Annotated in this window: 22 protein-coding genes, 13 tRNA genes, 1 rRNA gene and 1 other annotated feature; of the genes, 32 read left to right on the forward strand and 4 right to left on the reverse strand. The window is 33.3% G+C overall.

What is annotated here, in order from left to right; translation table 11 throughout:
- The 26 genes from rrf to AC1RPT_RS01950 all read left to right on the forward strand — a co-directional run.
- A 5S ribosomal RNA gene (gene rrf, locus AC1RPT_RS01825) occupies window positions 1–76 on the forward strand; the annotation flags it as partial.
- Between the two features lie 17 nt (window positions 77–93).
- Window positions 94–166 (forward strand) — tRNA-Asn (locus AC1RPT_RS01830).
- Between the two features lie 17 nt (window positions 167–183).
- Window positions 184–272, forward strand: a tRNA-Ser gene (locus AC1RPT_RS01835).
- A 9-nt stretch (window positions 273–281) separates the two neighbouring features.
- Window positions 282–353: transfer RNA gene (locus AC1RPT_RS01840), tRNA-Glu, on the forward strand.
- Between the two features lie 22 nt (window positions 354–375).
- Window positions 376–448: transfer RNA gene (locus AC1RPT_RS01845), tRNA-Val, on the forward strand.
- A 5-nt stretch (window positions 449–453) separates the two neighbouring features.
- A tRNA-Asp gene (locus AC1RPT_RS01850) sits at window positions 454–526 on the forward strand.
- A gap of 6 nt (window positions 527–532) precedes the next feature.
- A tRNA-Phe gene (locus AC1RPT_RS01855) sits at window positions 533–605 on the forward strand.
- 17 nt (window positions 606–622) lie between these two features.
- Window positions 623–693, forward strand: a tRNA-Gly gene (locus AC1RPT_RS01860).
- An 11-nt stretch (window positions 694–704) separates the two neighbouring features.
- Window positions 705–779: transfer RNA gene (locus tag AC1RPT_RS01865), tRNA-Ile, on the forward strand.
- Window positions 780–791: 12 nt separating this feature from the next.
- A tRNA-Ser gene (locus AC1RPT_RS01870) sits at window positions 792–879 on the forward strand.
- 13 nt (window positions 880–892) lie between these two features.
- Window positions 893–964, forward strand: a tRNA-Glu gene (locus AC1RPT_RS01875).
- A gap of 12 nt (window positions 965–976) precedes the next feature.
- Window positions 977–1050 (forward strand) — tRNA-Met (locus AC1RPT_RS01880).
- A gap of 2 nt (window positions 1051–1052) precedes the next feature.
- Window positions 1053–1125, forward strand: a tRNA-Asp gene (locus AC1RPT_RS01885).
- A 76-nt stretch (window positions 1126–1201) separates the two neighbouring features.
- Complete coding sequence (gene metK / locus AC1RPT_RS01890; protein ID WP_481761151.1) at window positions 1202–2389, forward strand: methionine adenosyltransferase; 1188 nt, start codon at window positions 1202–1204, stop codon at window positions 2387–2389.
- A 63-nt stretch (window positions 2390–2452) separates the two neighbouring features.
- Window positions 2453–3916, forward strand: a complete 1464-nt coding sequence (locus tag AC1RPT_RS01895; RefSeq protein ID WP_481761152.1) for an MDR family MFS transporter — start codon at window positions 2453–2455, stop codon at window positions 3914–3916.
- 28 nt (window positions 3917–3944) lie between these two features.
- Window positions 3945–4150: a binding site (T-box leader), on the forward strand.
- A gap of 56 nt (window positions 4151–4206) precedes the next feature.
- Window positions 4207–6621 (forward strand): leucine--tRNA ligase, encoded by a 2415-nt coding sequence (gene leuS / locus AC1RPT_RS01900; protein WP_481761153.1) that lies wholly within the window; start codon window positions 4207–4209, stop codon window positions 6619–6621.
- A 154-nt stretch (window positions 6622–6775) separates the two neighbouring features.
- Window positions 6776–8425, forward strand: a complete 1650-nt coding sequence (locus tag AC1RPT_RS01905) for a putative polysaccharide biosynthesis protein (protein ID WP_481761154.1) — start codon at window positions 6776–6778, stop codon at window positions 8423–8425.
- 13 nt (window positions 8426–8438) lie between these two features.
- Window positions 8439–9152 carry a pseudouridine synthase gene (locus tag AC1RPT_RS01910; protein WP_481761155.1) on the forward strand — a complete coding sequence of 238 codons (714 nt, stop codon included), beginning with the start codon at window positions 8439–8441 and terminating at the stop codon, window positions 9150–9152.
- A 169-nt stretch (window positions 9153–9321) separates the two neighbouring features.
- Window positions 9322–10719 carry a dipeptidase PepV gene (pepV, locus tag AC1RPT_RS01915; protein WP_481761156.1) on the forward strand — a complete coding sequence of 466 codons (1398 nt, stop codon included), beginning with the start codon at window positions 9322–9324 and terminating at the stop codon, window positions 10717–10719.
- A gap of 436 nt (window positions 10720–11155) precedes the next feature.
- A complete protein-coding gene (locus AC1RPT_RS01920; RefSeq protein ID WP_481761157.1) occupies window positions 11156–11926 on the forward strand; it encodes an ATP-binding cassette domain-containing protein in 771 nt (256 codons plus the stop codon).
- A gap of 137 nt (window positions 11927–12063) precedes the next feature.
- Complete coding sequence (locus AC1RPT_RS01925) at window positions 12064–12744, forward strand: hypothetical protein (RefSeq protein WP_481761158.1); 681 nt, start codon at window positions 12064–12066, stop codon at window positions 12742–12744.
- Between the two features lie 151 nt (window positions 12745–12895).
- The gene (locus tag AC1RPT_RS01930; RefSeq protein ID WP_481761159.1) at window positions 12896–13405 is read left to right on the forward strand and encodes a hypothetical protein; all 510 of its coding nucleotides are present in this window, start codon (window positions 12896–12898) and stop codon (window positions 13403–13405) included.
- Between the two features lie 8 nt (window positions 13406–13413).
- Window positions 13414–13746 carry a hypothetical protein gene (locus AC1RPT_RS01935; RefSeq protein ID WP_481762171.1) on the forward strand — a complete coding sequence of 111 codons (333 nt, stop codon included), beginning with the start codon at window positions 13414–13416 and terminating at the stop codon, window positions 13744–13746.
- Between the two features lie 110 nt (window positions 13747–13856).
- Window positions 13857–14015, forward strand: coding sequence for a hypothetical protein (locus AC1RPT_RS01940; RefSeq protein ID WP_481761161.1), 159 nt, complete (start codon window positions 13857–13859; stop codon window positions 14013–14015).
- Window positions 14015–14209 (forward strand): hypothetical protein, encoded by a 195-nt coding sequence (locus AC1RPT_RS01945; protein WP_481761162.1) that lies wholly within the window; start codon window positions 14015–14017, stop codon window positions 14207–14209. The genes AC1RPT_RS01940 and AC1RPT_RS01945 overlap by 1 nt, the downstream gene beginning before the upstream one ends.
- Before the next feature lie 330 nt (window positions 14210–14539).
- Window positions 14540–14788 carry a hypothetical protein gene (locus AC1RPT_RS01950; RefSeq protein WP_481761163.1) on the forward strand — a complete coding sequence of 83 codons (249 nt, stop codon included), beginning with the start codon at window positions 14540–14542 and terminating at the stop codon, window positions 14786–14788.
- A gap of 822 nt (window positions 14789–15610) precedes the next feature.
- Here the strand turns inward: AC1RPT_RS01950 and AC1RPT_RS01955 are convergent.
- The 4 genes from AC1RPT_RS01955 to AC1RPT_RS01970 form a co-directional block, all read right to left on the reverse strand.
- Window positions 15611–15694: transfer RNA gene (locus tag AC1RPT_RS01955), tRNA-Leu, on the reverse strand.
- Window positions 15695–15702: 8 nt separating this feature from the next.
- Complete coding sequence (locus AC1RPT_RS01960) at window positions 15703–15981, reverse strand: hypothetical protein (protein WP_409022736.1); 279 nt, start codon at window positions 15979–15981, stop codon at window positions 15703–15705.
- A gap of 103 nt (window positions 15982–16084) precedes the next feature.
- Window positions 16085–16333 (reverse strand): hypothetical protein, encoded by a 249-nt coding sequence (locus tag AC1RPT_RS01965; protein WP_057973335.1) that lies wholly within the window; start codon window positions 16331–16333, stop codon window positions 16085–16087.
- Between the two features lie 114 nt (window positions 16334–16447).
- On the reverse strand, window positions 16448–16972 hold the full coding sequence (locus tag AC1RPT_RS01970; RefSeq protein ID WP_481761164.1) for a GNAT family N-acetyltransferase: 525 nt from the start codon (window positions 16970–16972) through the stop codon (window positions 16448–16450).
- 104 nt (window positions 16973–17076) lie between these two features.
- Between AC1RPT_RS01970 and AC1RPT_RS01975 the strand changes: the two genes are divergently transcribed.
- The 6 genes from AC1RPT_RS01975 to AC1RPT_RS02000 all read left to right on the forward strand — a co-directional run bounded on the left by AC1RPT_RS01975 (window position 17077) and on the right by AC1RPT_RS02000 (window position 23624).
- Window positions 17077–17523 (forward strand): universal stress protein, encoded by a 447-nt coding sequence (locus AC1RPT_RS01975; protein ID WP_481761165.1) that lies wholly within the window; start codon window positions 17077–17079, stop codon window positions 17521–17523.
- A gap of 114 nt (window positions 17524–17637) precedes the next feature.
- Entirely contained in the window at window positions 17638–17961 is a 324-nt protein-coding gene (locus tag AC1RPT_RS01980) for a hypothetical protein (protein WP_481761166.1), read from the forward strand.
- 322 nt (window positions 17962–18283) lie between these two features.
- Complete coding sequence (locus tag AC1RPT_RS01985) at window positions 18284–18643, forward strand: hypothetical protein (RefSeq protein ID WP_481761167.1); 360 nt, start codon at window positions 18284–18286, stop codon at window positions 18641–18643.
- Window positions 18644–18807: 164 nt separating this feature from the next.
- On the forward strand, window positions 18808–21771 hold the full coding sequence (locus tag AC1RPT_RS01990) for a YhgE/Pip family protein (protein WP_481761168.1): 2964 nt from the start codon (window positions 18808–18810) through the stop codon (window positions 21769–21771).
- Window positions 21772–21854: 83 nt separating this feature from the next.
- Complete coding sequence (locus AC1RPT_RS01995) at window positions 21855–22295, forward strand: MarR family transcriptional regulator (RefSeq protein ID WP_409022730.1); 441 nt, start codon at window positions 21855–21857, stop codon at window positions 22293–22295.
- A 141-nt stretch (window positions 22296–22436) separates the two neighbouring features.
- Window positions 22437–23624: an acetate/propionate family kinase gene (locus tag AC1RPT_RS02000; RefSeq protein ID WP_481761169.1), complete on the forward strand. Its 1188-nt coding sequence runs from the start codon at window positions 22437–22439 to the stop codon at window positions 23622–23624.
- Window positions 23625–23729 lie beyond the last annotated feature (105 nt).

Raw genomic sequence — 23729 nt, forward strand, 5'->3', positions numbered from 1 at the left:
CGAACACAGAAGTTAAGCTTCTTAGCGCCAAGAGTAGTTGGGGGTCGCCCCCTGCGAGGGTAGGACGTTGCCATGCTTTTTTTATTATTTTATTCCGGCATAGCTCAGTTGGTAGAGCGCTTGACTGTTAATCAAGATGTCGCAGGTTCGAGTCCTACTGCCGGAGTTTTTATTTTGTAATGTGGAGAATTGTCTGAGTTGGTCTAAGGAGCATGATTGGAAATCATGTAAACGGGTTTCCTGTTTCAAGGGTTCGAATCCCTTATTCTCCGTTGCAAATTGACCCGTTGGTCAAGTGGTTAAGACACCGCCCTTTCACGGCGGTAACATGGGTTCAAATCCCGTACGGGTCATATAAAGTAAATAGTGTATGTTGGAGGTTTAGCTCAGTTGGGAGAGCGTCTGCCTTACAAGCAGAGGGTCACAGGTTCAAGCCCTGTAACCTCCATCGAAGGTCCTATGGTATAGGGGTTATTACGTCCGCCTGTCACGCGGAAGATCACCGGTTCAAATCCGGTTAGGACCGTTTAATGGCTCAGTAGCTCAGTTGGTAGAGCAATGGATTGAAGCTCCATGTGTCGGCAGTTCGATTCTGTCCTGCGCCATTTATTTATAATATTTTGCGGGTGTAGTTTAGTGGTAAAACCACAGCCTTCCAAGCTGTTGTCGCGAGTTCGATTCTCGTCACCCGCTTTTATGATTTTGGGCCTATAGCTCAGCTGGTTTAGAGCGCACGCCTGATAAGCGTGAGGTCGATGGTTCGAGTCCATTTAGGCCCATCAATAATTTATGGAGAAGTACTCAAGTGGCTGAAGAGGCGCCCCTGCTAAGGGTGTAGGTCGTGAAAATGGCGCGAGGGTTCGAATCCCTCCTTCTCCGTTTTTCGTGTTATGACCCGTTGGTCAAGTGGTTAAGACACCGCCCTTTCACGGCGGTAACATGGGTTCAAATCCCGTACGGGTCAGTTTAATATTATCGCGGGATGGAGCAGTCTGGTAGCTCGTCGGGCTCATAACCCGAAGGTCGTAGGTTCAAATCCTGCTCCCGCAATTGGTCCTATGGTATAGGGGTTATTACGTCCGCCTGTCACGCGGAAGATCACCGGTTCAAATCCGGTTAGGACCGTCACAGGTATTATTGGAACCTAAACTTTTATAGTTGAGGTTCTTTTTTTAATTTTATTTACTTTAAGGAGATAAAAATGACTGAAAAACATCTATTCACGTCAGAATCGGTATCAGAGGGTCATCCGGATAAGGTTGCAGATCAAATAAGTGATGCAATATTAGATGCACTTTTAGAAAAGGATCCTAATGCTAGGGTTGCTTGCGAAACAACTGTAACAACTGGTTTAGTTCTTGTAGTTGGTGAAATATCAACAAATGCCTACGTTGATATTCAGCAGGTAGTAAGACGAACTATTAAGGAAATTGGATATATTAATTCACAAGTTGGTTTTGATGGTGATAATTGTGCTGTTATGGTTGCTATAGATGAACAATCTCCTGATATTGCATTAGGTGTTGATACATCTTTAGAAACTAAAAACGGTGATTTAGATCCTTTAGATCAGATTGGTGCAGGTGATCAAGGATTAATGTTCGGATATGCGGTAGACGAAACACCGGAACTCATGCCATTACCGATTTCAATTAGTCACAAATTAATGCAACGTGTTGCAAGTTTACGAAAAAATAAGGAATTAGAATACTTAAGACCTGATGCTAAGGCACAGGTAACTGTTGAATATAATGATAAAGGTCAACCATTTAGAATTGACACTGTTGTTATTTCTACACAACATGATGAAAAAACGGAATTGAAACAAATTCAAGATGATATGATTGAAAAAGTAATTAAAGTTATTATTGACCCTGATTTGTTGGATTCAGATACAAAGTATTATATTAATCCAACCGGACGATTTGTTATCGGTGGTCCAAAGGGTGATGCTGGACTTACTGGAAGAAAAATAATTGTTGATACATATGGTGGATATGCACATCATGGTGGAGGTGCTTTCTCCGGTAAAGATGCAACAAAAGTTGATCGTTCAGCTAGTTATGCTGCTCGCTATATTGCAAAAAATATAGTTGCAGCTAAAATTGCATCACAGGTTGAGGTTCAACTTGCGTATGCAATTGGGGTTGCTCAACCTGTATCAATTAATATTAATACATTTGGTACATCTAAATATGACGAATTGGATTTAGTTCAAGCTGTTCGTAAAATTTTTGATTTACGGCCTGCAGGAATTATTGAAATGTTAGACTTACGTCGCCCAATATATAAACAGACAGCAGCATATGGTCATTTTGGTCGTACAGATATTGACTTACCTTGGGAAAAAACAGATAAGATTAAAAGTTTACTTAACGAATTAAATTAAAATAAAAAATGACTTTATTAAATATCATTTTAATAGAGTCATTTTTTATTTAGGAGGTACTTTATGAATTCAAAAACAAATGTAAAATTAGTTACAATTGCTATATTTGTAGCAACATTTTTAACAGCCGTTGAAGGAACAATTGTTTCAACAGCTATGCCAACTATTGTTGGTGAACTTCATGGTGTTTCATTAATGAATTGGGTTTTTTCAATATATTTATTAACTAATGCCATGATGACACCAATATACGGTAAGCTCGCAGATGTTTTAGGACGTAAACCAGTATTTATTTTTGGTCTTGTCATATTTTTGGTTGGTTCAACTCTCTGTGGATTTTCTAATAGTATGGCCACATTAATTATTTCGCGGGCTATTCAAGGTATCGGGGCGGGTGCTATAATGCCAGTGTCATTTACTATAATTGCTGATATTTATTCTGTGGACAAACGTGCTAAAATAATGGGATTAAACGGATCTGCTTGGGGTATAGCGTCAATAGTTGCACCATTGTTAGGTGGTTTCATTGTTGATCATCTTAATTGGCACTGGGTATTTTTCATTAATTTACCTATTGGGTTAGTGACGATAGCAATGATACAAATTTTTTTCAAAGAAAAGCGAAGAATTATGAGTTCAAAAATAGATTTTTTAGGCAGTATATTATTAATGCTTAGTATTTTATCTATTTTATATAGTTTTCAACGTTGGGGCGATGATGGTATAGACCTGATTGTTTTAATTTCTTTCTTTATATTTATTATGTCGCTTTTATTATTTATTCAATGGGAAAAAAGAGTTGAAGATCCAATTATTTCATTGAAACTTTTTAATAATAGAACATTTGTGATTCAAAATGTAGTAGCAGCATTAATATCTGGATTTTTAATTGGATTTGAAGTTTATATACCAACATGGACTCAAGGAATATTAGGATTAAAAGCATCAATGGCAGGATTTGCAGTAACACCCAGTTCCATCTTATGGATAGCTGGTTCCTTTTTTGCTGGAAGTATGATGGCAGCTTGGACACCAAAAAAAGTTTTATCGATTAGTCTATTTTTTATTTTAGTGGGTGCCATTGCACTAGGTACTTTGCCTATAAATACACCTTTTTATCTTTTCTTTATCATTTCGGCTGTACTAGGGATTGGATTTGGGATTACCATTACAACTACGACAGTTACTGCACAGAGTTTAGTACCACAGGCTGACGTAGGTGTGGCTACATCATTTAATACTTTAAGTCGTACATTAGGACAAACATTAATGATTTCAGTCTTTGGGATCATATTTAATACACAAATGCATAAGGAAATAGTAAAAACACCTGGAACAAAGGACAGCATGATGGATATTTTAATTAATCCGCAAACGGCTAACCAACTACCGCAACATTTAATACCAAAATTACGTGAAGTTTTGTATCAAGGTCTTCATGGGATATATATAGCAGGTATTTTTATTGTAATTCTTGCAATTATTATTAATTTATTCGATAAAAAGACTAAAGATTATTTGCAATAACAGGGTTCGTTTGCTACACTAAAAATAATATAAAACGATTAAGAGGAACTAGTAAAGTAACTAACTATTTCAGCGAGTATATGGGAGTGGAAATATACATAGTTGGTTATTTGAACTCATCCTTGAGTTTTCTCACTGAACGGTAGTAGGTGCGAACGTTATTTCACGTTATGAAAAAGAGTCAGTATTTTATACTGGAATAATAGGTGGTACCGCGGAAAATTCGTCCTATAGAAGTTTATCTTCTATAGGACTTTTTTGTATATATAATCAGAAAGGAAGTAATACACATGGCATATAACCATAAAGAAATCGAACAAAAATGGCAAGCATTTTGGGATGCAAATCAGACATTTAAAACGACTGAAGATCCTGAAAAGAAAAATTATTATGCATTAGATATGTTTCCGTATCCATCCGGGCAAGGACTTCATGTTGGACATCCAGAAGGTTTCACGGCTACAGATATTTTGGCTCGAATGAAGAGAATGCAAGGATTTAATGTCTTACATCCAATGGGATGGGATGCCTTTGGTCTTCCAGCTGAACAGTATGCACTTGATACTGGACATAGCCCTAAAGCATTTACTAAAACGAATACTGATAATTTTAGGCGTCAAATTAAATCCTTGGGACTTTCATATGATTGGAGTCGTGAGTTAAATACGACTGATCCTGATTATTATAAATGGACACAATGGATTTTTGAAAAATTATATGAAAAAGGTTTAGCGTATGAAGATGAAGTTGCCGTTAACTGGAGTCCTGATTTAGGAACTGTTGTTGCTAATGAAGAAGTTATTGATGGTAAAACAGAACGTGGCGGGTACCCAATTGTCAGAAAACCAATGCGCCAATGGGTCTTAAAAATTACTGCTTATGCTGATCGCTTACTTTCAGATTTAGACGATTTAGATTGGCCAGATAGCATCAAAGAGCAACAAAGAAATTGGATTGGAAAATCAACTGGTGCTAGCGTTAACTTTAAAGTCGATCAACATGATGATATAAAAATTGATGTCTTTACGACACGTCCTGAAACTATTTATGGTGTTTCTTATATTATTGTCGCACCAGAATTAGATATAATTGATAAAATTACTATTGATTCTCAAAAGGATGCTGTTAAGGCTTATCAAAAAGAAATAGAAGTTAAGTCAGATTTAGAGAGAACTGATTTAGCTAAAGATAAAACTGGGGTATTTACTGGTTCTTACGCAATAAATCCTGTAAATGGTAAAAAATTACCAATTTGGATTGCTGATTATGTTCTAGCATCGTATGGAACTGGTGCTGTTATGGCAGTACCTGCACATGATGAAAGAGATTTCGAATTTGCAACTAAATATGGATTGGATATTTTACCCGTTATAGAAGGACCTGAAATAACTGATGAAGCAAATACTGAACCTGGTAAATATATTAATTCTGGTTTTTTAAATGGCTTAGTGAAAGCTGATGCTATCGAAAAAGCTATTGCTTGGATGGAAGATAATAACATTGGTGAAAAGAAAACAAATTATAAATTACGTGATTGGTTATTTTCAAGACAACGATATTGGGGTGAACCAATTCCTATTATTCACTGGGAAGATGGCGAAACAACAACAGTCCCTGTAGATCAGTTACCACTTGAATTACCTGAAGCAACGGATATTAAACCCTCTGGAACAGGTGAGAGTCCATTAGCCAACTTAACTGACTGGATTAATGTTGTCGACGAAAATGGGCGTAAAGGTAAACGTGAAACGAATACGATGCCACAATGGGCTGGTAGTTCATGGTACTTTGTTCGTTTTATTGATCCACATAACCCTAATGAAATTGCTGACCATAAAAAGTTAGAAGAATGGTTACCTGTTGACGTTTATGTTGGGGGTGCAGAACATGCTGTGTTACATTTGCTATACGCAAGGTTCTGGCATAAATTCTTGTACGATATTGGCGTTGTACCTACTAAAGAGCCGTTCCAAAAGTTAGTTAATCAAGGGATGATTTTGGGCGATAATCATGAAAAAATGTCTAAGTCTAAAGGTAACGTGGTTAATCCAGATGATATCGTTGAACGTTTTGGTGCGGATACTTTGCGCCTTTATGAAATGTTTATGGGTCCATTAGATGCCTCAATTGCTTGGAGCGAAGATGGGTTAAATGGTTCGCATAAATTTATTGAACGTATTTGGCGTTTAATTATGGATGAAGATAATCAAATTAGCGCAGCTATTGTTGATAAAAATGATGGTGAACTTGATAAGATTTATAATCAAACAGTAAAAAAAGTAACTGAAGATTACGAAGCACTTCATTTTAATACAGCTATTTCACAATTGATGATTTTTGTTAATGAAGCTTTTAAAGTTAAATCGTTAGCTAAAGAACAAGTTGAAGGATTTATTCAATTGATTGCACCAATAGCGCCACACATGGCTGAAGAAGTTTGGTCGTTGTTAGGAAATAAGGAATCAATTAGTTATGCTGCATGGCCAATATTTGATGAAAGTAAACTTGTTGAAAATACAGTTGAAATTGTCTTACAAGTAAATGGTAAAGTGCGTCAACATAGCGTGGTTTCAAAAGATGCAACTAAAGATGAATTAGAAAAAATGGCTTTAAATGATGACAAAATTAAAGAAGAACTTGAAGGTAAAACAATTCGAAAAGTAATTGCTGTCCCTGGTAAGTTAGTTAATATTGTCGCAAATTAAAGCTTTAATTTAAGTAAACGGGGACTACAAAATTATCGATATTTTGTGGTTCCTATTTATTTTTGGTTAAAATTCAAAAAATAAATTGCAACTGAATTTTAAAAGCTATAAAATGGTAAGATTAAGTATGATCAGAAAGTAGGGTACAAAAGTAATGGATGAAGATATCGAAGTAGAGGGCCAAGCAGCTTCTGAACAAAATGACGCTAAACAAAAGATGTTGCAAGGATCAGCTTGGATGACTGCTGGTAGTATTTTTTCAAGAGTTTTAGGGGCAATTTATATTATTCCATGGAATATGTGGTTGGGACCAGATAGATTACAAGCTAATGCACTTTATAGTATGGGTTATAACGTTTACAGTTTCTTCTTAATGATTGCTGTTGCTGGTGTTCCTTCAGCCGTAGCTAAGCAGGTTGCGCATTACAATGCACAAAATGAATATGGTATTGGAAGACGCCTATTTAAATATGGGATGGCTTTAATGGCGATTATGGGTGTAGTCTGTGCAGTAATATTATGGATTATCGCACCATACATTACAAGTGGTGATAAGAATGTGATTCCAGTCTTTAGATCCTTATCTTGGGCATTATTGATTATTCCTATGATGAGTTTAATACGAGGCTTTTTTCAAGGCTATCAGGAAATGGCTCCGTCAGCAATTTCACAGTTCTTTGAACAAATTGCTCGAGTTATTTATATGCTTGCCGCAACTTTTATCATCATGAAAATTAGTCATGGTAGTTATATTACAGGTGTAACGCAGTCAACTTTTGCGGCTTTTATTGGGGCCTTAGGCGGAATGCTAGTTTTAGTATGGTATTTTTATCGTCGAAAACCAGAATTGGATCGATTAGTTGCCAATAGTGATAATAAGTTAACAATTTCTACCAAACAAATTATTAAAGAAGTTATCAGGGAATCTATTCCTTTTATTATTATTGGCGCTGCCATTACGATTTTTGGATTGATTGATCAGTATACCTTCTTTGGTATTATGAGCCATGTTACAAACTACTCACGAACGATTCAAAATGAACTGTGGGCATTATTTAGTTTTAATGCTAATAAATTAGTTATGATTATTATTTCTATTGCGTCTGCCATGTCTATTACAGCTATTCCGTTATTATCTGAGGCATATACAAGAAATGATAAAAAGGCTTTGAGTGAACAAACTTCTGACACCTTACAATTGTTCTTTTTCGTAATGTTACCTTGTGCCTTAGGGATGGCAGCTGTTGCTCACCCACTATATGTTGTTTTCTATGGGTATGATCCAGTTGGAATCTATGTTTTACAATTTTCAGCGTATGAATCAATCTTCTTAGGATTATTCACAGTTGTTTCTGCTATTTTACAAGGTGTTTATCAAAATAAAAAAGCAATTATATATTTTGTCGTTGGAGTGGTAGTTAAATTAATTGTTCAATATCCATTAGTAGCTTGGTTAGGTGCCTTTGGGCCATTAGCAGCTACAGGGATCGGGATGGGCGTAAGTTCATGGCTAATGATTCGCTCATTACACAAAATGTTCCATTTAAATGTAAAATTAATACAAACAAGATTAAATAAAATGATGCTTTATGCACTAATAACATTTTTTACCGCATTTATAGTAGTAAAAATTGCTTATCTATTTTTACCAATAGACAGCCGAATTAGTGCAATTATCACAATTATTGCTGCCGCTGGATTAGGTGGCTACATATATATTTACTTCAGTTTAAAAACAAGATTAGCCGACAAAATATTGGGCGAACGGGTTGCTGGATTACGCCGTAGATTGAGAATTAAGTGAGGTTTAATTTAAAATGAGAATTGATAAATTTTTGACGGAAACGCAATTTGGTACAAGAAGTGATGTTCGAAAAATTATTAAACAGAAGAAAGTGATTGTTGATGGCGAGTTAATCACTAGCATTAAACTTCAGGTTAGTCCATCAAAATCGGTTATTCAGGTAGATGGTGATGTAATTCACTATCAAAAATATTATTATTATCTTTTAAATAAACCAGCAGGTGTGTTAACGGCAACTAAAGATAGGAAACAAAAGACAGTGATGGATTTGTTCAATAGCGTCGATTATCGGGATGATTTATTTCCAGTTGGACGGTTGGATAAGGATACAACTGGACTATTGCTTATTACAAATGATGGACAATTAGGTCATCAGATGTTGTCACCAAAACATCATATCGATAAAGTGTACTTTGCTAAAGTTGATGGGCAAGTGACTACTGACGATGTGATTAAATTTGAAACCGGATTGCTATTAAAAGATGGGATGCAAACTAAACCTGCAAAATTAATTGTTGAATCTTATAATAGTGATTCAAATATCTCAGAAGTTTTAATTACGATTACTGAAGGTAAGTATCATCAAATCAAACGAATGTTTGGAGCTATCGGTATGAAAGTTATCAGACTTGAACGTAAAAAAATGGCTACTTTAGAGTTAGAACCAACGCTATCGTTAGGCCGCTATCGTGCTTTAACAGATGAAGAAATTGAATCAATCAAATAGAAAATTGTTGGCGTAACTAGCCAGCAATTTTTTATTATTTTATTTGTTTTTGATGTTCCTTTATTGAGTAGTAAGGTCTATCAATATATCTAACTGAATACGCTTTTAAATACCGATTATTAAAATTTTGTGATAAAATGGGCTTACTAATATTTTAGGAGGAATTCAAATGAGTATAGATTGGAAAGCAGAAGTTGAAAAGCGTCAAGACGCCTTATTAGAAGATTTATTTGCAATGTTAAAAATTGAAAGTGTTCGTGATGAATCAATTGCAACAACTGAAGCACCTTTAGGTCCAGGACCTAAAGCTGGGTTAGATAAATTCTTAGAAATTGGAACGCGTGATGGTTTTGAAACATTAAACCTTGATGGTTTAGCCGGACATATCGAATTTGGTGAGGGGGATGAAACGTTAGGTATTTTAGCTCACGTTGACGTTATGCCTGCTGGTAACGGTTGGGATACTGATCCATTCACACCAGTCGTGAAAGATGGTCGAATTTATGCTCGCGGTGCCTCAGATGATAAAGGACCAGGAATGGCTGCATATTATGGTTTAAAAATCATTCAAGAATTAGGATTACCAGTTTCTAAAAAAGTTCGATTTATTATTGGAACGGATGAAGAAAGTGGTTGGAGAGGAATGACTCATTACCTTGAAAATATGCCTGAACCTGATTTTGGATTTTCACCAGATGCATTTTTCCCAATCATTAATGGTGAAAAGGGAAATATTACTTACTTCTTAAACTTTAAAGGATCAAATGGAGATAAGGATCAATTGCTTGAATTTGATGCTGGCCTCCGTGAAAATATGGTTCCTCGCGATGCTAAAGCTGTTATTAAAACAGAAGACGGCGCTGAGATGGAAGAAGTATTTAACGATTTTATTGCTGCTAATATTGTTACAGGTAAAATGGAACGCAATAATGATATTGTGACTATCTCGATGGTAGGAAAAGCAGCCCATGCACAAGAACCTAAAAATGGAGAAAATGCCGGAACTTTCTTGGCATTATTCTTGAACCAATTTAATTTTGGTGGGGATGCTGCTAACTATCTTCGTTTGGCTGCTGATTACTTACACAGAGATTCACGTATGAACAACTTTAGTATTGCCTTCACTGATGATATCATGGGCGATTTAACGATGAATTCTGGAATTTTCACATTTAAAGCTGATAAAGGTGGACAAATTGCCTTGAATTTCCGCTTCCCTAAAGGTATGACGGAAGTAGATATTAAACGTGGTCTTGAAAATGTAACAAATGAAATGAATGTTGTAATTGAAGCAGGTAGGTTACAAGGACCTCATTACGTTTCACCAGAAGATCCTTTGGTTAAAACATTATTAGGTGTTTATACGAAACAAACTGGCGAAAAAGCTGAAGGTTTAGTCGTTGGTGGTGGGACGTATGGTCGTCTCCTAAAACGTGGTGTTGCTTTTGGTGCAATGTTCCCAGGTGTACCTGATACAATGCATCAGGCCAATGAATTTATTCCTTTAGATGACGTGCTGAAAGCTGCTGCCATATATGCTGAAGGAATATACGAATTGATCAAGTAAATAATTAATTTTATATACTTGTATGATACTAATATACATTTAGGATGGCTTTTTTTAAAAGATTTATCATCTTTAAAGTATCGTTAATATGTAATCATTTGTAAAAAATAATGTAACCTATACCCCTAATGTTGAAAAACGTTAGGGGTATTTTTATGATTAAATTTCCACTTTAATACAAAATTTAAACCGTTTAAACATAGTTAATGGGAACTAAATTGAAGACGTAAGTTAGTAAACAGTATGGTATCAGTAGAAGCGTATTTTCAGTCTTCGTCACAATATTTGAATTAAAACTTCAAAATATTATGTAAGCGATTAACATGGTGTTATAATAATTCTGGTTCAAAGTTTGTTTTTAGTTTACTATGTATCAGATTATATTCAATTTGTTCGTGGATAGAATGAAAAATAGTCACTTTTATGAGGTGGTCAAATGAAGTTAGTAGTAGATAATGTATCAAGAGGAAGTATTCTAAAAGACGTTTCTTTTTATCTCAATCAAGGAGATAAAATTGCTCTCGTTGGTTTAAATGGATCAGGAAAAACAACCATTCTGAATATTATGATGGAGTTATTAATGCCATCAACGGGGAAAATAATTAAAACTAATGTTAAATTAGCGACTGTTTTTCAAAACAATGTTCTTGATGATGATTTGACCGTTATTCAAAACTTACGTTTCAGAATTAAAAATAAAGAAAAAATAAAAAGTATTCAGGAAAAAATGAAAAACTTGAACATCAATGAGTCCTTAAAGTATTCTAGCTTATCTGGTGGGCAGAAACGTATTGTTAATTATTTAAGAGCGATTGCTGTAGAGCCGAATTGCTTACTATTAGATGAAATGTCAGCTGGAATTGATGTTGATATACGTCAATTAATTTGGAATGATCTTGATGAGTATTTAAAAGAGAATAATTGTGGTGTGTTATTTACTACTCATCTATTAAGCGAATTAGAAAATGCCAATAAAATTATTTTCGTATCAAATGGAACTGTTAAATATTTTGGAGAAATGGTTACATTTATGAATAAAATTTCAAAAGTTAAATTAATTTTGAATAAAACTGAAGATGATAGGTATTTTAATACGTCTGCAGAAGCAGTGAGATTTATTGAAGATAATCATTTGATAAATGAAAACTTTGAAATAAGAAAGGCAACCTATACTGACTTATTTAAAAATATGGAGGAAGGAATTTAAGGATGAATAAACAGTTTATTCAAAGAAACATTCTAATTTTCATAAAAGATAAAGTTGGTATCTTTTTTTCATTTTTAGGTATGGTTATAAGTCTTGTAATTTATATATTTTTTCTTCGCTCTAATTTAGTCGATTCTTTGGCTGGAATTAATCATAGTGAACAGTTTATTGATACATGGATGATTTCTGGGTTGATTTCTATTGTCTCAATGACTAGTACACTAATCGCATTTGGTCAAAAACTGGAAGATAAAAAGAATAAGAGATTAGATGATTTTATTGTTAACAGTCAAATAAAAAGTAGTACAATTAATCAATTGTATACTTTGACGTCAGTCATGGAAGGTATTGTGTCGACATTTATTTTCTCATTAATATGTTATGCGTATCTATCTCTAACTTATCATTATAATGCTTATAATGTAACATTTTTTGTAGTATTTCTATTTAATGTTTTACTAATTGTATTTTCAAGTTTACTGTTTTCATTGGTGACAGATTTTTTAAATACTACGTCTAGTTTTTCATCATTGTCAGCAATTGTTGGTACTATGTCCGGTTTTCTTTCAGGAACTTATATTGTTTATGGGGATCTTCCAGCTTTTATGCAGCATACTTTAAAATTGTGGCCTGGTTATCAAATCGCAGCTATTGCACGCTATGAAAGTATTAAAAATATCAGGATAGGAAATAACTCTATTTTGTTCTCGTCACTAGGAATTAGTTCTGATTTTTTGCAAGCTATACTTATAACGATTATATTTGGAATACTACTAATAATTATTTCAATATTTACAAATGTTTATCATAAAGATTGATTTTAATTTGAAAAAAAGAACCTTATGTTACCTATATGTTAATATCAGTTCTGCTAATTTCAAAGAGTTGATTATAAAGAAAATTAATAAATAGAGGATGAAAACAAATCAAAAAGAGATACTCGAGGGTGGCGATTAAAATATTCGTTCAATGCAACGAAATTTAAATAAAAATTATACAGCTTATTTTGGTATTCTACCTAGCGATGGTATTTATGGAACGAGAAACATATGTTTACACGCTAAAAGAAACAAAATAAATAATTTCTATGTTTCAAATATGTCAACGGGATGGAGTGGAAACTTAGGGTTCCCAATGCCTGAGGGTTGGGACTTTGATCAATTTACTGAATATACGCATGGTGGAGTTGATATTGATCAAGTCTCTTCATCAGGTAAGGATTTAGGCTGTAAGAATTTTGATGTATCGGAGGATATATCTGTAAATAAGGTGACACATCGATTTATTAAATCAGTGCAAATGTTAAATTCTTTTAAAGATATAACATTTGAAATGGGAAAAACATATGGTCCTACGGTTCTTCCAGGGATAGATGCATGGCTTACAGTTAAAGATAGTTGGAGTGTAGAGACAGGAAATTCATCTTCTCCATTTACCATTCACAATGGTAAATGGAGAGTTCTTTTCAAAATGATATAGCTGATATAATGAAGATTAAATATGGTGTTATTAATTATTTAGATACCATGGGAATAGTTAATCGTATTGCGGGTAATCTCCAAAACGGGATGTTAATAATGGGAGTTGCAACAAGGGCAGAAGAACCTTGGCAAATTGGTATGAAGATAACGTATAATGAATCATATACAGAGGGTGATGAAAGTAATAAAATATCAGATACGATTGAAATTTATTATAAGCAACCAGTGGTTAGTCCCATATATCCCGAAGTTTCGTATAATTATGTTTATGATATAGTTAGTGGATTGGAAATTGTCGGAGCATGGATTGTTATTGGTCAGCGGTTATCATGGCTGTAGCGTTTGTTGCTTCTATACCAGAATTATTAGTAGCAGCTCCAGCAGTTGCTGCTTTTGGACTTTTGGTTGATACATTGCCACAAGAATAAAGAATATAGGAGATAATATAGATGGCAATTCCAGCAATGCTAACGGTGTTATTATTTGTGTTTATGATGAATTTATATCTTACTCTTTCTATAGTAAGGATAAAAAAGTCAATAAATAATGGTAATAAAAAGATTGAGAAAGAAAAAGATAGATTAAAAGAATTTAGAGGAGATAAATAATGAGCGAGCCTAATTTATTTATTATTTTATTTGTATTATTTTTAATCTTTATCGTACAATTTGTATATTTTTTAAATATTAAAAATAAATTGCTTGAATTATCGTATGAAATAACTAAAATTAGGGAAGAATTACTAAACATAACAATTGTTAAAGTTTTGAATTTAGAAAAAAAATTAAAAGATAAAGAATAAATGTATGATAAAAAACAAGGTATTCAGATATATTTCTGATCCCCTTGTTTTTTATCTAAAGTAGGTAGACAACAAACTGAATAGTTTAGTGTCTATACTGAGTATGTAGTATAATTACTACGATAAGTTAGTCTTAAAACTTAGACATTAAACAACTACATAAATAAAGCGTAGATATGAATGTGTATCAACGTTATTTAATATATTTTTGAAGGAAAGATAGAAACTGGAATGAGAAAAGCATTAGTTAAACATTTACATTTTAATGATACAGTTGCTTATTGGACAGCACATACGATTGTTTTTATTTACCTGTAAGGAGATGAACTAATGCAAATACAACCTATTTTTTGGGCAATTATCGCGATATTAATAACAGTTTTCTTTCCTTCACGCCAATGGTTAGAACGACATCATTTAGATTATTTTATTCTTGTTACGTACGTAATAATATTAATAGTAATGGTTGTAGCCATACCTTATAGAAAAAGTACTGGCTTGAATGAGATTTATATTGTGAGTGCTTTTATCATCTATGAACTAGGCTATTTATTTATATATAAAAGATTAAAAAAATAAATTAACGTGAGAAAAAATTGTAGAAGAACATTTCTACAATTTTTTATTTGATTAGATAATTTAAAAAGCAAACTCTTTAATAATTAAGGAGTTTGCTTTTTTGTTAAACAGAGTGTATTAAATCAGGTATTGATCTACCATATTTTATTAGCTTGGTATAAATATCAGGGTCTGTATGAGGTAGGTCTTTCCTGTCTGTATATATATAATTACCGAACGGGTCTGTATAGACGATACAATATACACAGTGCCTAGACATGCCCATATCAGGTAACGGATAGCTCATCGTTATTGGTTCACTTGCTAAGGCGAGAATCCTAGGGGTACCAAAATCATTGTGGTTTTTAAAAAACTGCTTAAAATCAGGTAACACGACAGAACTTTCATTCATAGTAGGAATGATGATAACATCATGAATAACATAATTTGAATAGTTTGTAATGGTTACCTGAGGTATCCCTGTTTCAGTAGAGTAAGAACTAGCAGATGCCGTAATACGCGATGATATTTGAATAATATTTTTTTGCCTTTCATATTGTTCTTGACGCTTACTTATTTTATTGCTGTTGTGAGAAAGAAATAGCACTAAATATTGCGGCGGAGGCAGCAAAAATGGCTGGTAAAGTCGCAACGAAAGATTGTAAATAAGTCATAGTATTTTTTCTCCTTTTTAAATAGTATATGAAACATATTCATTTTATTAATTAAAAAATCCAACTCGTAAATAAATACGAATTGGATCAATATATACGGTAAATTAGATGTTAACCACACAAAAACCACATAAAAGTTGGTTAAACGATGGTATATCAATGATAACAATGCGCCTGACAGGAATCGAACCTGCACTTGGAAACCCAAACAGCGATCTGAACGCTGCGCGTCTGCCAGTTCCGCCACAAGCGCAAAATAAATTACTTTGAAAACTCAATAACAGTACCGTAGCCATGTAAAACTAAGAATCTTGGGGCAATCGTTACACGAACAGTTTGTGGTTCGAAATGAACGTTAATAATCCCGTCGCCACCTTTATTAATTGCGCGTTCTGCTAGTTCTGCTTGGACACGATCATATAAGGTATCAAAATCATCTACACGATCAATTTCATCGGCTTCTAGTACAATCTTGGCTGTCGCATTAACGATGCCTTTAATAGCATAAGAACGGTTAACATCTCCGGTTGTTAAGAACATATAAATCACTCCTTGAGTAATAGTTTAAGATAAAAATGCTAGATTGACAAGGATTAAAAAAACTAGCCTCAAGAGTTAGTCTCAACTAGGCTAGTTTTGTAGGTTACATGAAGATACGGTAGTTACGTTTATTAATTGAAATTAATTCTTTAGCCTTACTCTTTGAACTGAATTTAAGTAAATTTTTGATTAAACGTTCTAATTTTTCGTCATCTTTAGAAACTTTTTCAAAAATATCATTGTCAATCTTTATTGTTAGATCTTCCTTTTTGCTTGGAACCTTAAATGTTTTAGAAGTTTCATCGCTTGTGATGAAGTTTTTCTCAAGATCTGCTAATAAATTTTTGCTCATATGTTTTCTTCCTCCAGTTTCTTACTATATTAATCATAACACCTAGATGACTAAAATCATAGGAAATGAAAAAAGATAAAAATGTTATTAAGAGAATTAGATAATAATTTTGCTTTATAAATCTAATTTTGAAAGTATTGCAGGGATGTCGACTCCATCAGGGCTTTTTAAGATTAGCGATTGTTTATCAGTGAAATTAAATTTTTCCAATAATTTTTGATTTACTTCTTCTTGTTCGTATTTCAGCGTTTGTACATTGGTAAACTGTTCAGATTTAAAAGATTTAAGCAGGGCTTTTAATAAATGTGTCGCGATACCTTGTTGTTCTTCGTTTTTCGAAACTAATAATAGACCAATCCAAACGGATTGAACTTCAGGATAATCTGTTAAAAAATCAATCATAGCTACTAATTTATCTGCTTTGAAGAAGCCCAGTGTCCATTTTTGATCACTTTTAACTGACAACGGGATCGAAGTTAAATCAGATTTTATTTCTTCAATGGCTAAATCTTGTTTACCTTGGAGTTTTAGGTAAGTAGATTGACTTTTTTCTAATTCTAACATTTGAGTTAGATCTTTTTCGGTTAACTCTCGAACCACGTAGGGGGCACTAAAAATAGAAATCCTTTTTAATAACATACTGAAAACCTTCTTTATTTCAAATTTTGTAGGTAAAACGCTAACATCTAATACAATTTTAATGATATACTGTAACTACAAATAAAAGATATGGGGTGGCAAATATGGAACAAGAATATAAAAATATTTTAGTCCCAGTTGATGGATCAGATTCAGCTGAAAAAGCATTAAAGCGTGCAGTAGAAAGTGCTAAAGCAAACCATGCACATTTAGATATTTTAAACGTAATTGATACGCGTCAATTTTCTGTAAGTTTTTCAGGAATGATGGATGGGGGCGGTTCAATCGTCTATCAGACTTTTGAAGATACAGAAGCATATATGAATGAATTAAAAGAAGATATTGTAAAAAATGGGTTTACAGATGTTGATATTCATATTCGTTTTGGTAGTCCTAAAACAGTAATTGCCAAAGATTTTATTGAAGATCATCATTCAGATTTAATTATCATGGGTCAATCTGGCTTGAAGGCAGTGGAAAGAATGTTAATGGGTGCAGTTACAAATTACGTTACTCGTTTAGCACCTTGTGATGTCTTAGTTGTTAAATAATAAAGAGGGTTGCGTAATTTAGCAACTCTTTTATTATTTATAGGACTAACTCAGTATAAAGTAAAAATGAATTAAAAAATAGTCATATTAGATTAAAAGAGAGAAGGGGTACTGGTGGAAATAGGTTTATATTTAGTTATGGCAATTTTGATTATTTATAATGTTAAGTTGTCTCTACAATTAACTAAAGTGCGTCAAGCTAATGTTAGAACTGTGGACTCACTAGGTCCTGAAGAGACTAAAATATTAGCAGACTACGCAATTGAGAAACGAAAATGGCAAGTCCTTGGCAATGGAATGTTCTTTTTAGCTCTCGTTTGCGCTTTTATTGGAACAACAATAGAAACGAGTTATTTTGTAACACTTTATGTTGTAACAATGATTGCTGTGAATCGTTCAAGAATAAGAGTCAATAAGCTGTTATTATTAGATAATTAATGTTGCATTAAAAGTCTATATCTTAAATTAAAGAATTCACAAAAGTTAGGTATAAGTAACCTAATTTTTGAGGAACTTAATATTTGGGAAAGGCTTATTTTTTTTAAATGAATAAATGTTGTGACATGTTAGCTGATCTTAGAGAGAATTTCGTATGTGTAGTGGTGCCATCCAGATGACTAACTTTATAAAAAGTAGTTTAGCATGGTAAAACAGATTTTTTAAATTAATGGTTAATAAATAGTAAAGATTCTTACTGAGCATCAATGTTTTTAAGTAACTATGATATTCTAAAATTAAGCGAAATTCCTGGAGGGTTATTGTGAAACGATTTAAATATTATTCAATTTCCTTGTTAAAGGGATTAGCGTCTTTAATTATTCTTTTAGCAATTGGAAATTTGATAGGTCCATCTAATTGGCGGTTATTAATTAATTATTATTTAATTTTGAATTTTTTAACTTTTTATCCATATAATCTCGAGTTAAATGGATTAAATAAAAAATTAGTGCAAAAAGTTAAAATTGACGAGGTAGAGGAACCACACTCTAGACAAGAAATGAATACACGTAAAGTATCAACTGAAAATTTAACGCGCTTATTAATTTATGTCATGCAATTTGCAGGGTTAATCCTAATTGCTCCTGGTCAATTCATGTATTACTATTTAATCAAAAATTGAATTTTAATGATATCTCCACTGTTGATTAGATGACAGTGGGGATATTTTTTTAGAAAATTATTTGACAAAAGAATCAAAAACACATATAGTCATAATATCGTTAATGAGGTTAACGGAACGAATAATCGTTAATGCCATTAACTAAAAAGAGAGGGTGGATAATTTTGTTCAAAGAATTTATGTCAAAGAATAAGAGGTCAGTTGCGTATATCGCAATTGCATGTTTAATTCCAAGTTTAATTGCATATGGAACCTATAAGTTAGTTTCAAGTAAGCAACAAATGGACACAGGAAATTTAAAAGTAGCTATTATAAATAACGATGAAGAAGCATCATTTAATGGAAAATCAATTGACGTTGGTAAGGAAGTTACTAAAATTCTTAAAACCAATAAACAAGCCAAATGGGAGTTTGTTAGCGCAGAAACTGCGAAAAAACATTTAGATTCAGGCGATTATACAATGTCAGTTACATTGCCAAGTAATTTTTCAAAAAACGCAACAACTGCACTTGATGAAACGCCAAAAGTGAGTTTGTTAAAAACAAAACAATCAGATACAAATAACTATGTTTCGCAATTGATTACAAAACAGGTTGCAGAACAATTGAAATCACAAGTTTTAACTAATATCCAAAAAGCGTATGATTCTGCATTACTTGGTTCCGTTAAACAATTAGGTTCAGGTGTTAAAGAAGCCTCAACTGGTGTAAAAACGTTAAATAAAGGAACCGTTAAATTAAAAAATGGTAGTAAAGAAGTTACTAGAAATTTAAATACATTGGCAACAAGTATGGTGACCTTTGATAAAGGTAATCAGACATTAAAAACAGGATTAAATACTTATACAACTGGGGTTGATACTTTAGCTGATGGTGTAAATACCTATACAACTGGTGTAGGTACACTGGTGAATGGTAATAATCAATTAGCCTCAGGAATTAATACACTTGTTGCTAGTGCACCAACCTTATCAAATGGTGTGACTCAATATGTTGATGGGAATAAAACATTAGATGCGGGACTTTCTACGTTGCAAACTGGCGGATCTACATTAGCAGCTGGTGTAGGCACGTTAGCAACTGGTGCAACTACATTAAATTCGAACTCGAATGATTTAAATAATGGTGCGAAAACATTAGCTGCAAGTATGTCAGGTAGCCAATCGTTACCGATGGCGGTAGCAGGTTTAACAGCATATTCAACTGGTATTAAAACTGGTGTAACTCAAATTCAAACAAGATTAAAATCTCGTAGCGAAATTATTAATCATATTCCTGAAATAATTCAACAAATTAAAGATACAAAGCAAGGATCAAAAGAATTAAAAGCTGAACTTGAAGAAATTTCAGGATCAATTGAAACATTACAAGCATTACCTGGATTAGTAACAAAATTGATGGCGGCAGGGGATAAATTAACAACTGTTCAAACTCAAATGAATGCAATTAATTCAGATACAACACAAAAGATGTTTAGTTTGACATTAGCTAAAGGTCAGGCATCGACTTCTAACAAGAAGGTTCGTACGATGATTAATGACTCAACAACAATGAGCCAAAAAGAAAAAGACACTGTTTTACAACAAATCACAAAAACAGATACAGCAATAACAACTGTTGGTACAAATATAACTGGGGTAAGTAAAAATTTAACAGATACAAAAGCGATGTTAGAGGCAGTGATGAGTGATGTAGGTGGCTTAATGGCTGAATTTAAATCAACAATGGGTGATGTAGATCTTAAAGCCATGTTGGAAAAATTTGCTAAAATTTCGACACAAGCAACTGCATTATTGAGTAATACTGATACCTTGACGAGCGATTCAATGATTGGTCTTTTAGGTGATACAAAAGACTTGAGTGATCAAATTGATTCATTAGTGATAGCATCAAATGCTAATGCACAAGTTGCTGGTAAATTAAATGCTAGTGTTAATGGTGCTGGTGTTGATGTTACAAGTGAAAAAACAATTAATGCAACAATTAAGAATTCAATCATGACAGGTAGTATTAACAAATTGTCAGCTGGTATCTTAGGATATACAGCAGGAACAGGACAAGTAACTGATGGTATTAATCAATTAAATAGTAATGTACCAACTTTAATAACAGGTGTTACTGCTTTAAGAGCAGGATCGCAAAAACTTGTTACAGCAGGTGGACAACTTGAGGCAGGAACACAAACGTTAGTTTCAGGTGGTACACAATTGAAAGCAGGATCTGATAAGCTTGTTAGTGGTGGTACACAATTGACAACTGCTAGTACACAATTGACAGATGGAAGTTCGAAATTAAAAGCGGCAAGTACACAATTAACAGATGGTGATACACAATTGGCAGCTGCTAGTCCTCAATTAGTTGATGGCTCACAAAAATTAGCTGATGGGTCTAAACAAGTAACATCAGGATTGGATACAGCTAATGATGGTGTAACATTATTAAATACTAAATTAGCAGCAGGAGCATCACAGGTTGGTAATATCAATTCATCTCCAAAAAATGTGGCTCAATTCGTTGAACCTGTTAAAACAGAAACTGAAAGTGACAATCTCGCTAAAACTTTGAAAAATACATTTGCCCCATTAGTGATTGTTTTATCATTATTTGTCGGTGCAATTGTAACTCAATTAATTTTATTCAGATACCGTAAGAAGAATGAATTATCACAAAACTGGTTACAGAACCTTTTCCTAATGTTATTTATTTCTGTTATTCAAACAGCAGGAGTTCTCTTATTAACATTATTCTTTAGTGTAACAATTGAACATCCAATTAGTTTCGTAATCTTTACGTTCTTATCGGGAATAATCTTTACTCTTTTATGTGTGGTAATTGACGAACTCCTTGGAACAATGGGTATTCTCTTATCTTTAGCATTACTACTCGTACAATTAGTGATTACAGGACAAGTTATTCCAAATACGATGTTATCAAATGCTTATCAAGTATTTGCAGAGTTCTTACCTGTTACACATGTATTAAATGGCTTCACATATGCAATTAATAGCCAAGGTTCTGGTATGATTGGTTCAGTGCTTGCATTACTTGTTACAGCCGTAGTACTGGGTGTGGTTTGGACGTTTGTAAATCGTAAACAATTAACGGTATCAACTGAAAAAGAAAAATAGAGATACAGTTGATTAGATATAGTAATTAACCGCGTTTTATGCTAAATTTAACTGTAGGTAGAACATGCAGAGGAGAATTAGCAATGACAACAACTAAGTTAATGGATGACTATATTAGTATGTATTTAGGAACTTTTAAGAATGTGGAAGGATTCATTTCACAACCTACTAGTGAGTTTAATTTATCTTTTGAACAATTCTTGATTTTAAAAGATATCCATAGCACTGAAGATATAAGCATGGTTGATATCGCTAAAAAAAGAAATGTTTCAAGGAGTGCAATTGCACGCCAATTAAACGTACTAAAACAATTAAGATACATCTATCAAGAACAAGACACAGTTGATAGAAGAAGAATAAACCTACGCTTGTCTGATCAGGGTGCAAAAGTAGAACGAGTTGTGACTGAGTCAATTAAGAAACGGTTTGATACTTGGGTAAATGTTTTAGGTGAAGATAAGGCAGTTCTACTGCTTAGTTTAATGAAAGAATTCGGGCAAAAAATAATGGTAGACAGAAAATAAAATTCTGTGTACCATTTTTTGCTTGAAAGTGTTGTATGCGTTTTCTATAAGTAGTATATTAGTTTAATATACTACTTAAAAAAATAATTGTTTTTTAAGGATTAAATTAATACCAAATGAAATCATTATTGGAGGAAGAATATGACAAAAATTATTGCAATTAACGCAGGTAGTTCAAGTTTAAAATTCCAATTATTTAGCATGCCAGAGGAAACTGTTATTGCTAAAGGATTGATTGAAAGAATTGGACTTAAAGACTCAATTTTAACGATTAAATATGGTAACGGAAAAAAATATGAAGATGTATTAGATATCGACAATCATTCAGTAGGTGTACAGTTATTACTTAAATTATTGCTTCAATTGGATATTATTGCTGATTTTAATGAAATTTCCGGTGTTGGACATCGCGTTGTTGCTGGTGGTGAATATTTCAAAAAATCAACATTAGTAAATGCCGATACAATTGCAAAAATTAATGAATTATCTGAATTAGCACCATTACATAATCCAGCTAATCTTTTAGGTATCCAGGCATTTGAAGAAATCTTACCAGATGCAGTAAGTGTCGCTGTATTTGATACAGCCTTCCATCAGACGATGCCAGAAGAAAGTTACATGTACAGTGTACCTTATGAATGGTATGAAAAATATGCCGCAAGACGTTATGGTGCTCATGGGACAAGCGTTCGTTATGTCGTCTCAGAAGCCGAAAAACTAATTGATAAAGACCCTAAAGAGTTAAAATTAATTACATTACATTTAGGTGCAGGAGCATCAATTACAGCTACAGTTGGTGGTAAATCAATTGATACATCAATGGGCTTTACACCACTTGCTGGAATTACCATGGCAACACGTTCAGGTGATGTAGATGTATCGTTAGTTGCTTACATGATGAGACAATTAAAAATTACTGATATAGATGAAATGATTAATATTTTGAATCGTGAATCTGGGCTAGTTGGTATTTCAGGGATTTCTCCTGATATGCGTGATGTTAAAGCTCAATTAGGAAAAAATCCTCGTGCTGATTTAGCTGTTAAAATCTATGTTCAAAATATTATTAAATATATTGGTCAATACATTGCAGAAATGCAAGGGGTTGATGGTATTATTTTCACTGCTGGTCTTGGTGAGAATGATCGGATTGTACGTCGTCGCGTTATTGAACATTTAGCATATTTAGGTGTTGGCTTTGATGCTGAAAATAACGAAAAAATGGGTGAACAGGTTATGCTTAGCACGCCAGAGTCTGCCGTTAAGATTTTTGCGATACCTACTGATGAAGAATTAGTTATTGCACGCGATGTTCAATCATTAATGTAAAAATAACCATTTAAAATAGTAGCTTAAAATAAGAGGGATATCACATTGTGATGTCTTTTTTATTTTGTAACATAACGGTAATATTTAAAGGGTTAACAAGTTATT

Source organism: Dellaglioa sp. CoH-56-MRSF-11 (genome assembly GCF_056782135.1).

Bases quoted from the DNA above. Each gene is read 5' to 3' on its own strand.
- AC1RPT_RS01945 (WP_481761162.1), top strand. From the start codon at position 14,015: ATGAGCGAGCCTAATTTATTTATTATTTTATTTGTATTATTTTTAATC.
- AC1RPT_RS01940 (WP_481761161.1), top strand. From the start codon at position 13,857: ATGGCAATTCCAGCAATGCTAACGGTGTTATTATTTGTGTTTATGATG.
- AC1RPT_RS02000 (WP_481761169.1), top strand. From the start codon at position 22,437: ATGACAAAAATTATTGCAATTAACGCAGGTAGTTCAAGTTTAAAATTC.
- leuS (WP_481761153.1), top strand. From the start codon at position 4,207: ATGGCATATAACCATAAAGAAATCGAACAAAAATGGCAAGCATTTTGG.
- AC1RPT_RS01930 (WP_481761159.1), top strand. From the start codon at position 12,896: ATGCAACGAAATTTAAATAAAAATTATACAGCTTATTTTGGTATTCTA.
- AC1RPT_RS01920 (WP_481761157.1), top strand. From the start codon at position 11,156: ATGAAGTTAGTAGTAGATAATGTATCAAGAGGAAGTATTCTAAAAGAC.
- AC1RPT_RS01970 (WP_481761164.1), bottom strand. From the start codon at position 16,972: ATGTTATTAAAAAGGATTTCTATTTTTAGTGCCCCCTACGTGGTTCGA.
- AC1RPT_RS01995 (WP_409022730.1), top strand. From the start codon at position 21,855: ATGACAACAACTAAGTTAATGGATGACTATATTAGTATGTATTTAGGA.
- AC1RPT_RS01975 (WP_481761165.1), top strand. From the start codon at position 17,077: ATGGAACAAGAATATAAAAATATTTTAGTCCCAGTTGATGGATCAGAT.
- AC1RPT_RS01960 (WP_409022736.1), bottom strand. From the start codon at position 15,981: ATGTTCTTAACAACCGGAGATGTTAACCGTTCTTATGCTATTAAAGGC.
- AC1RPT_RS01895 (WP_481761152.1), top strand. From the start codon at position 2,453: ATGAATTCAAAAACAAATGTAAAATTAGTTACAATTGCTATATTTGTA.
- AC1RPT_RS01935 (WP_481762171.1), top strand. From the start codon at position 13,414: ATGAAGATTAAATATGGTGTTATTAATTATTTAGATACCATGGGAATA.
- AC1RPT_RS01905 (WP_481761154.1), top strand. From the start codon at position 6,776: ATGGATGAAGATATCGAAGTAGAGGGCCAAGCAGCTTCTGAACAAAAT.
- pepV (WP_481761156.1), top strand. From the start codon at position 9,322: ATGAGTATAGATTGGAAAGCAGAAGTTGAAAAGCGTCAAGACGCCTTA.
- metK (WP_481761151.1), top strand. From the start codon at position 1,202: ATGACTGAAAAACATCTATTCACGTCAGAATCGGTATCAGAGGGTCAT.
- AC1RPT_RS01910 (WP_481761155.1), top strand. From the start codon at position 8,439: ATGAGAATTGATAAATTTTTGACGGAAACGCAATTTGGTACAAGAAGT.
- AC1RPT_RS01950 (WP_481761163.1), top strand. From the start codon at position 14,540: ATGCAAATACAACCTATTTTTTGGGCAATTATCGCGATATTAATAACA.
- AC1RPT_RS01965 (WP_057973335.1), bottom strand. From the start codon at position 16,333: ATGAGCAAAAATTTATTAGCAGATCTTGAGAAAAACTTCATCACAAGC.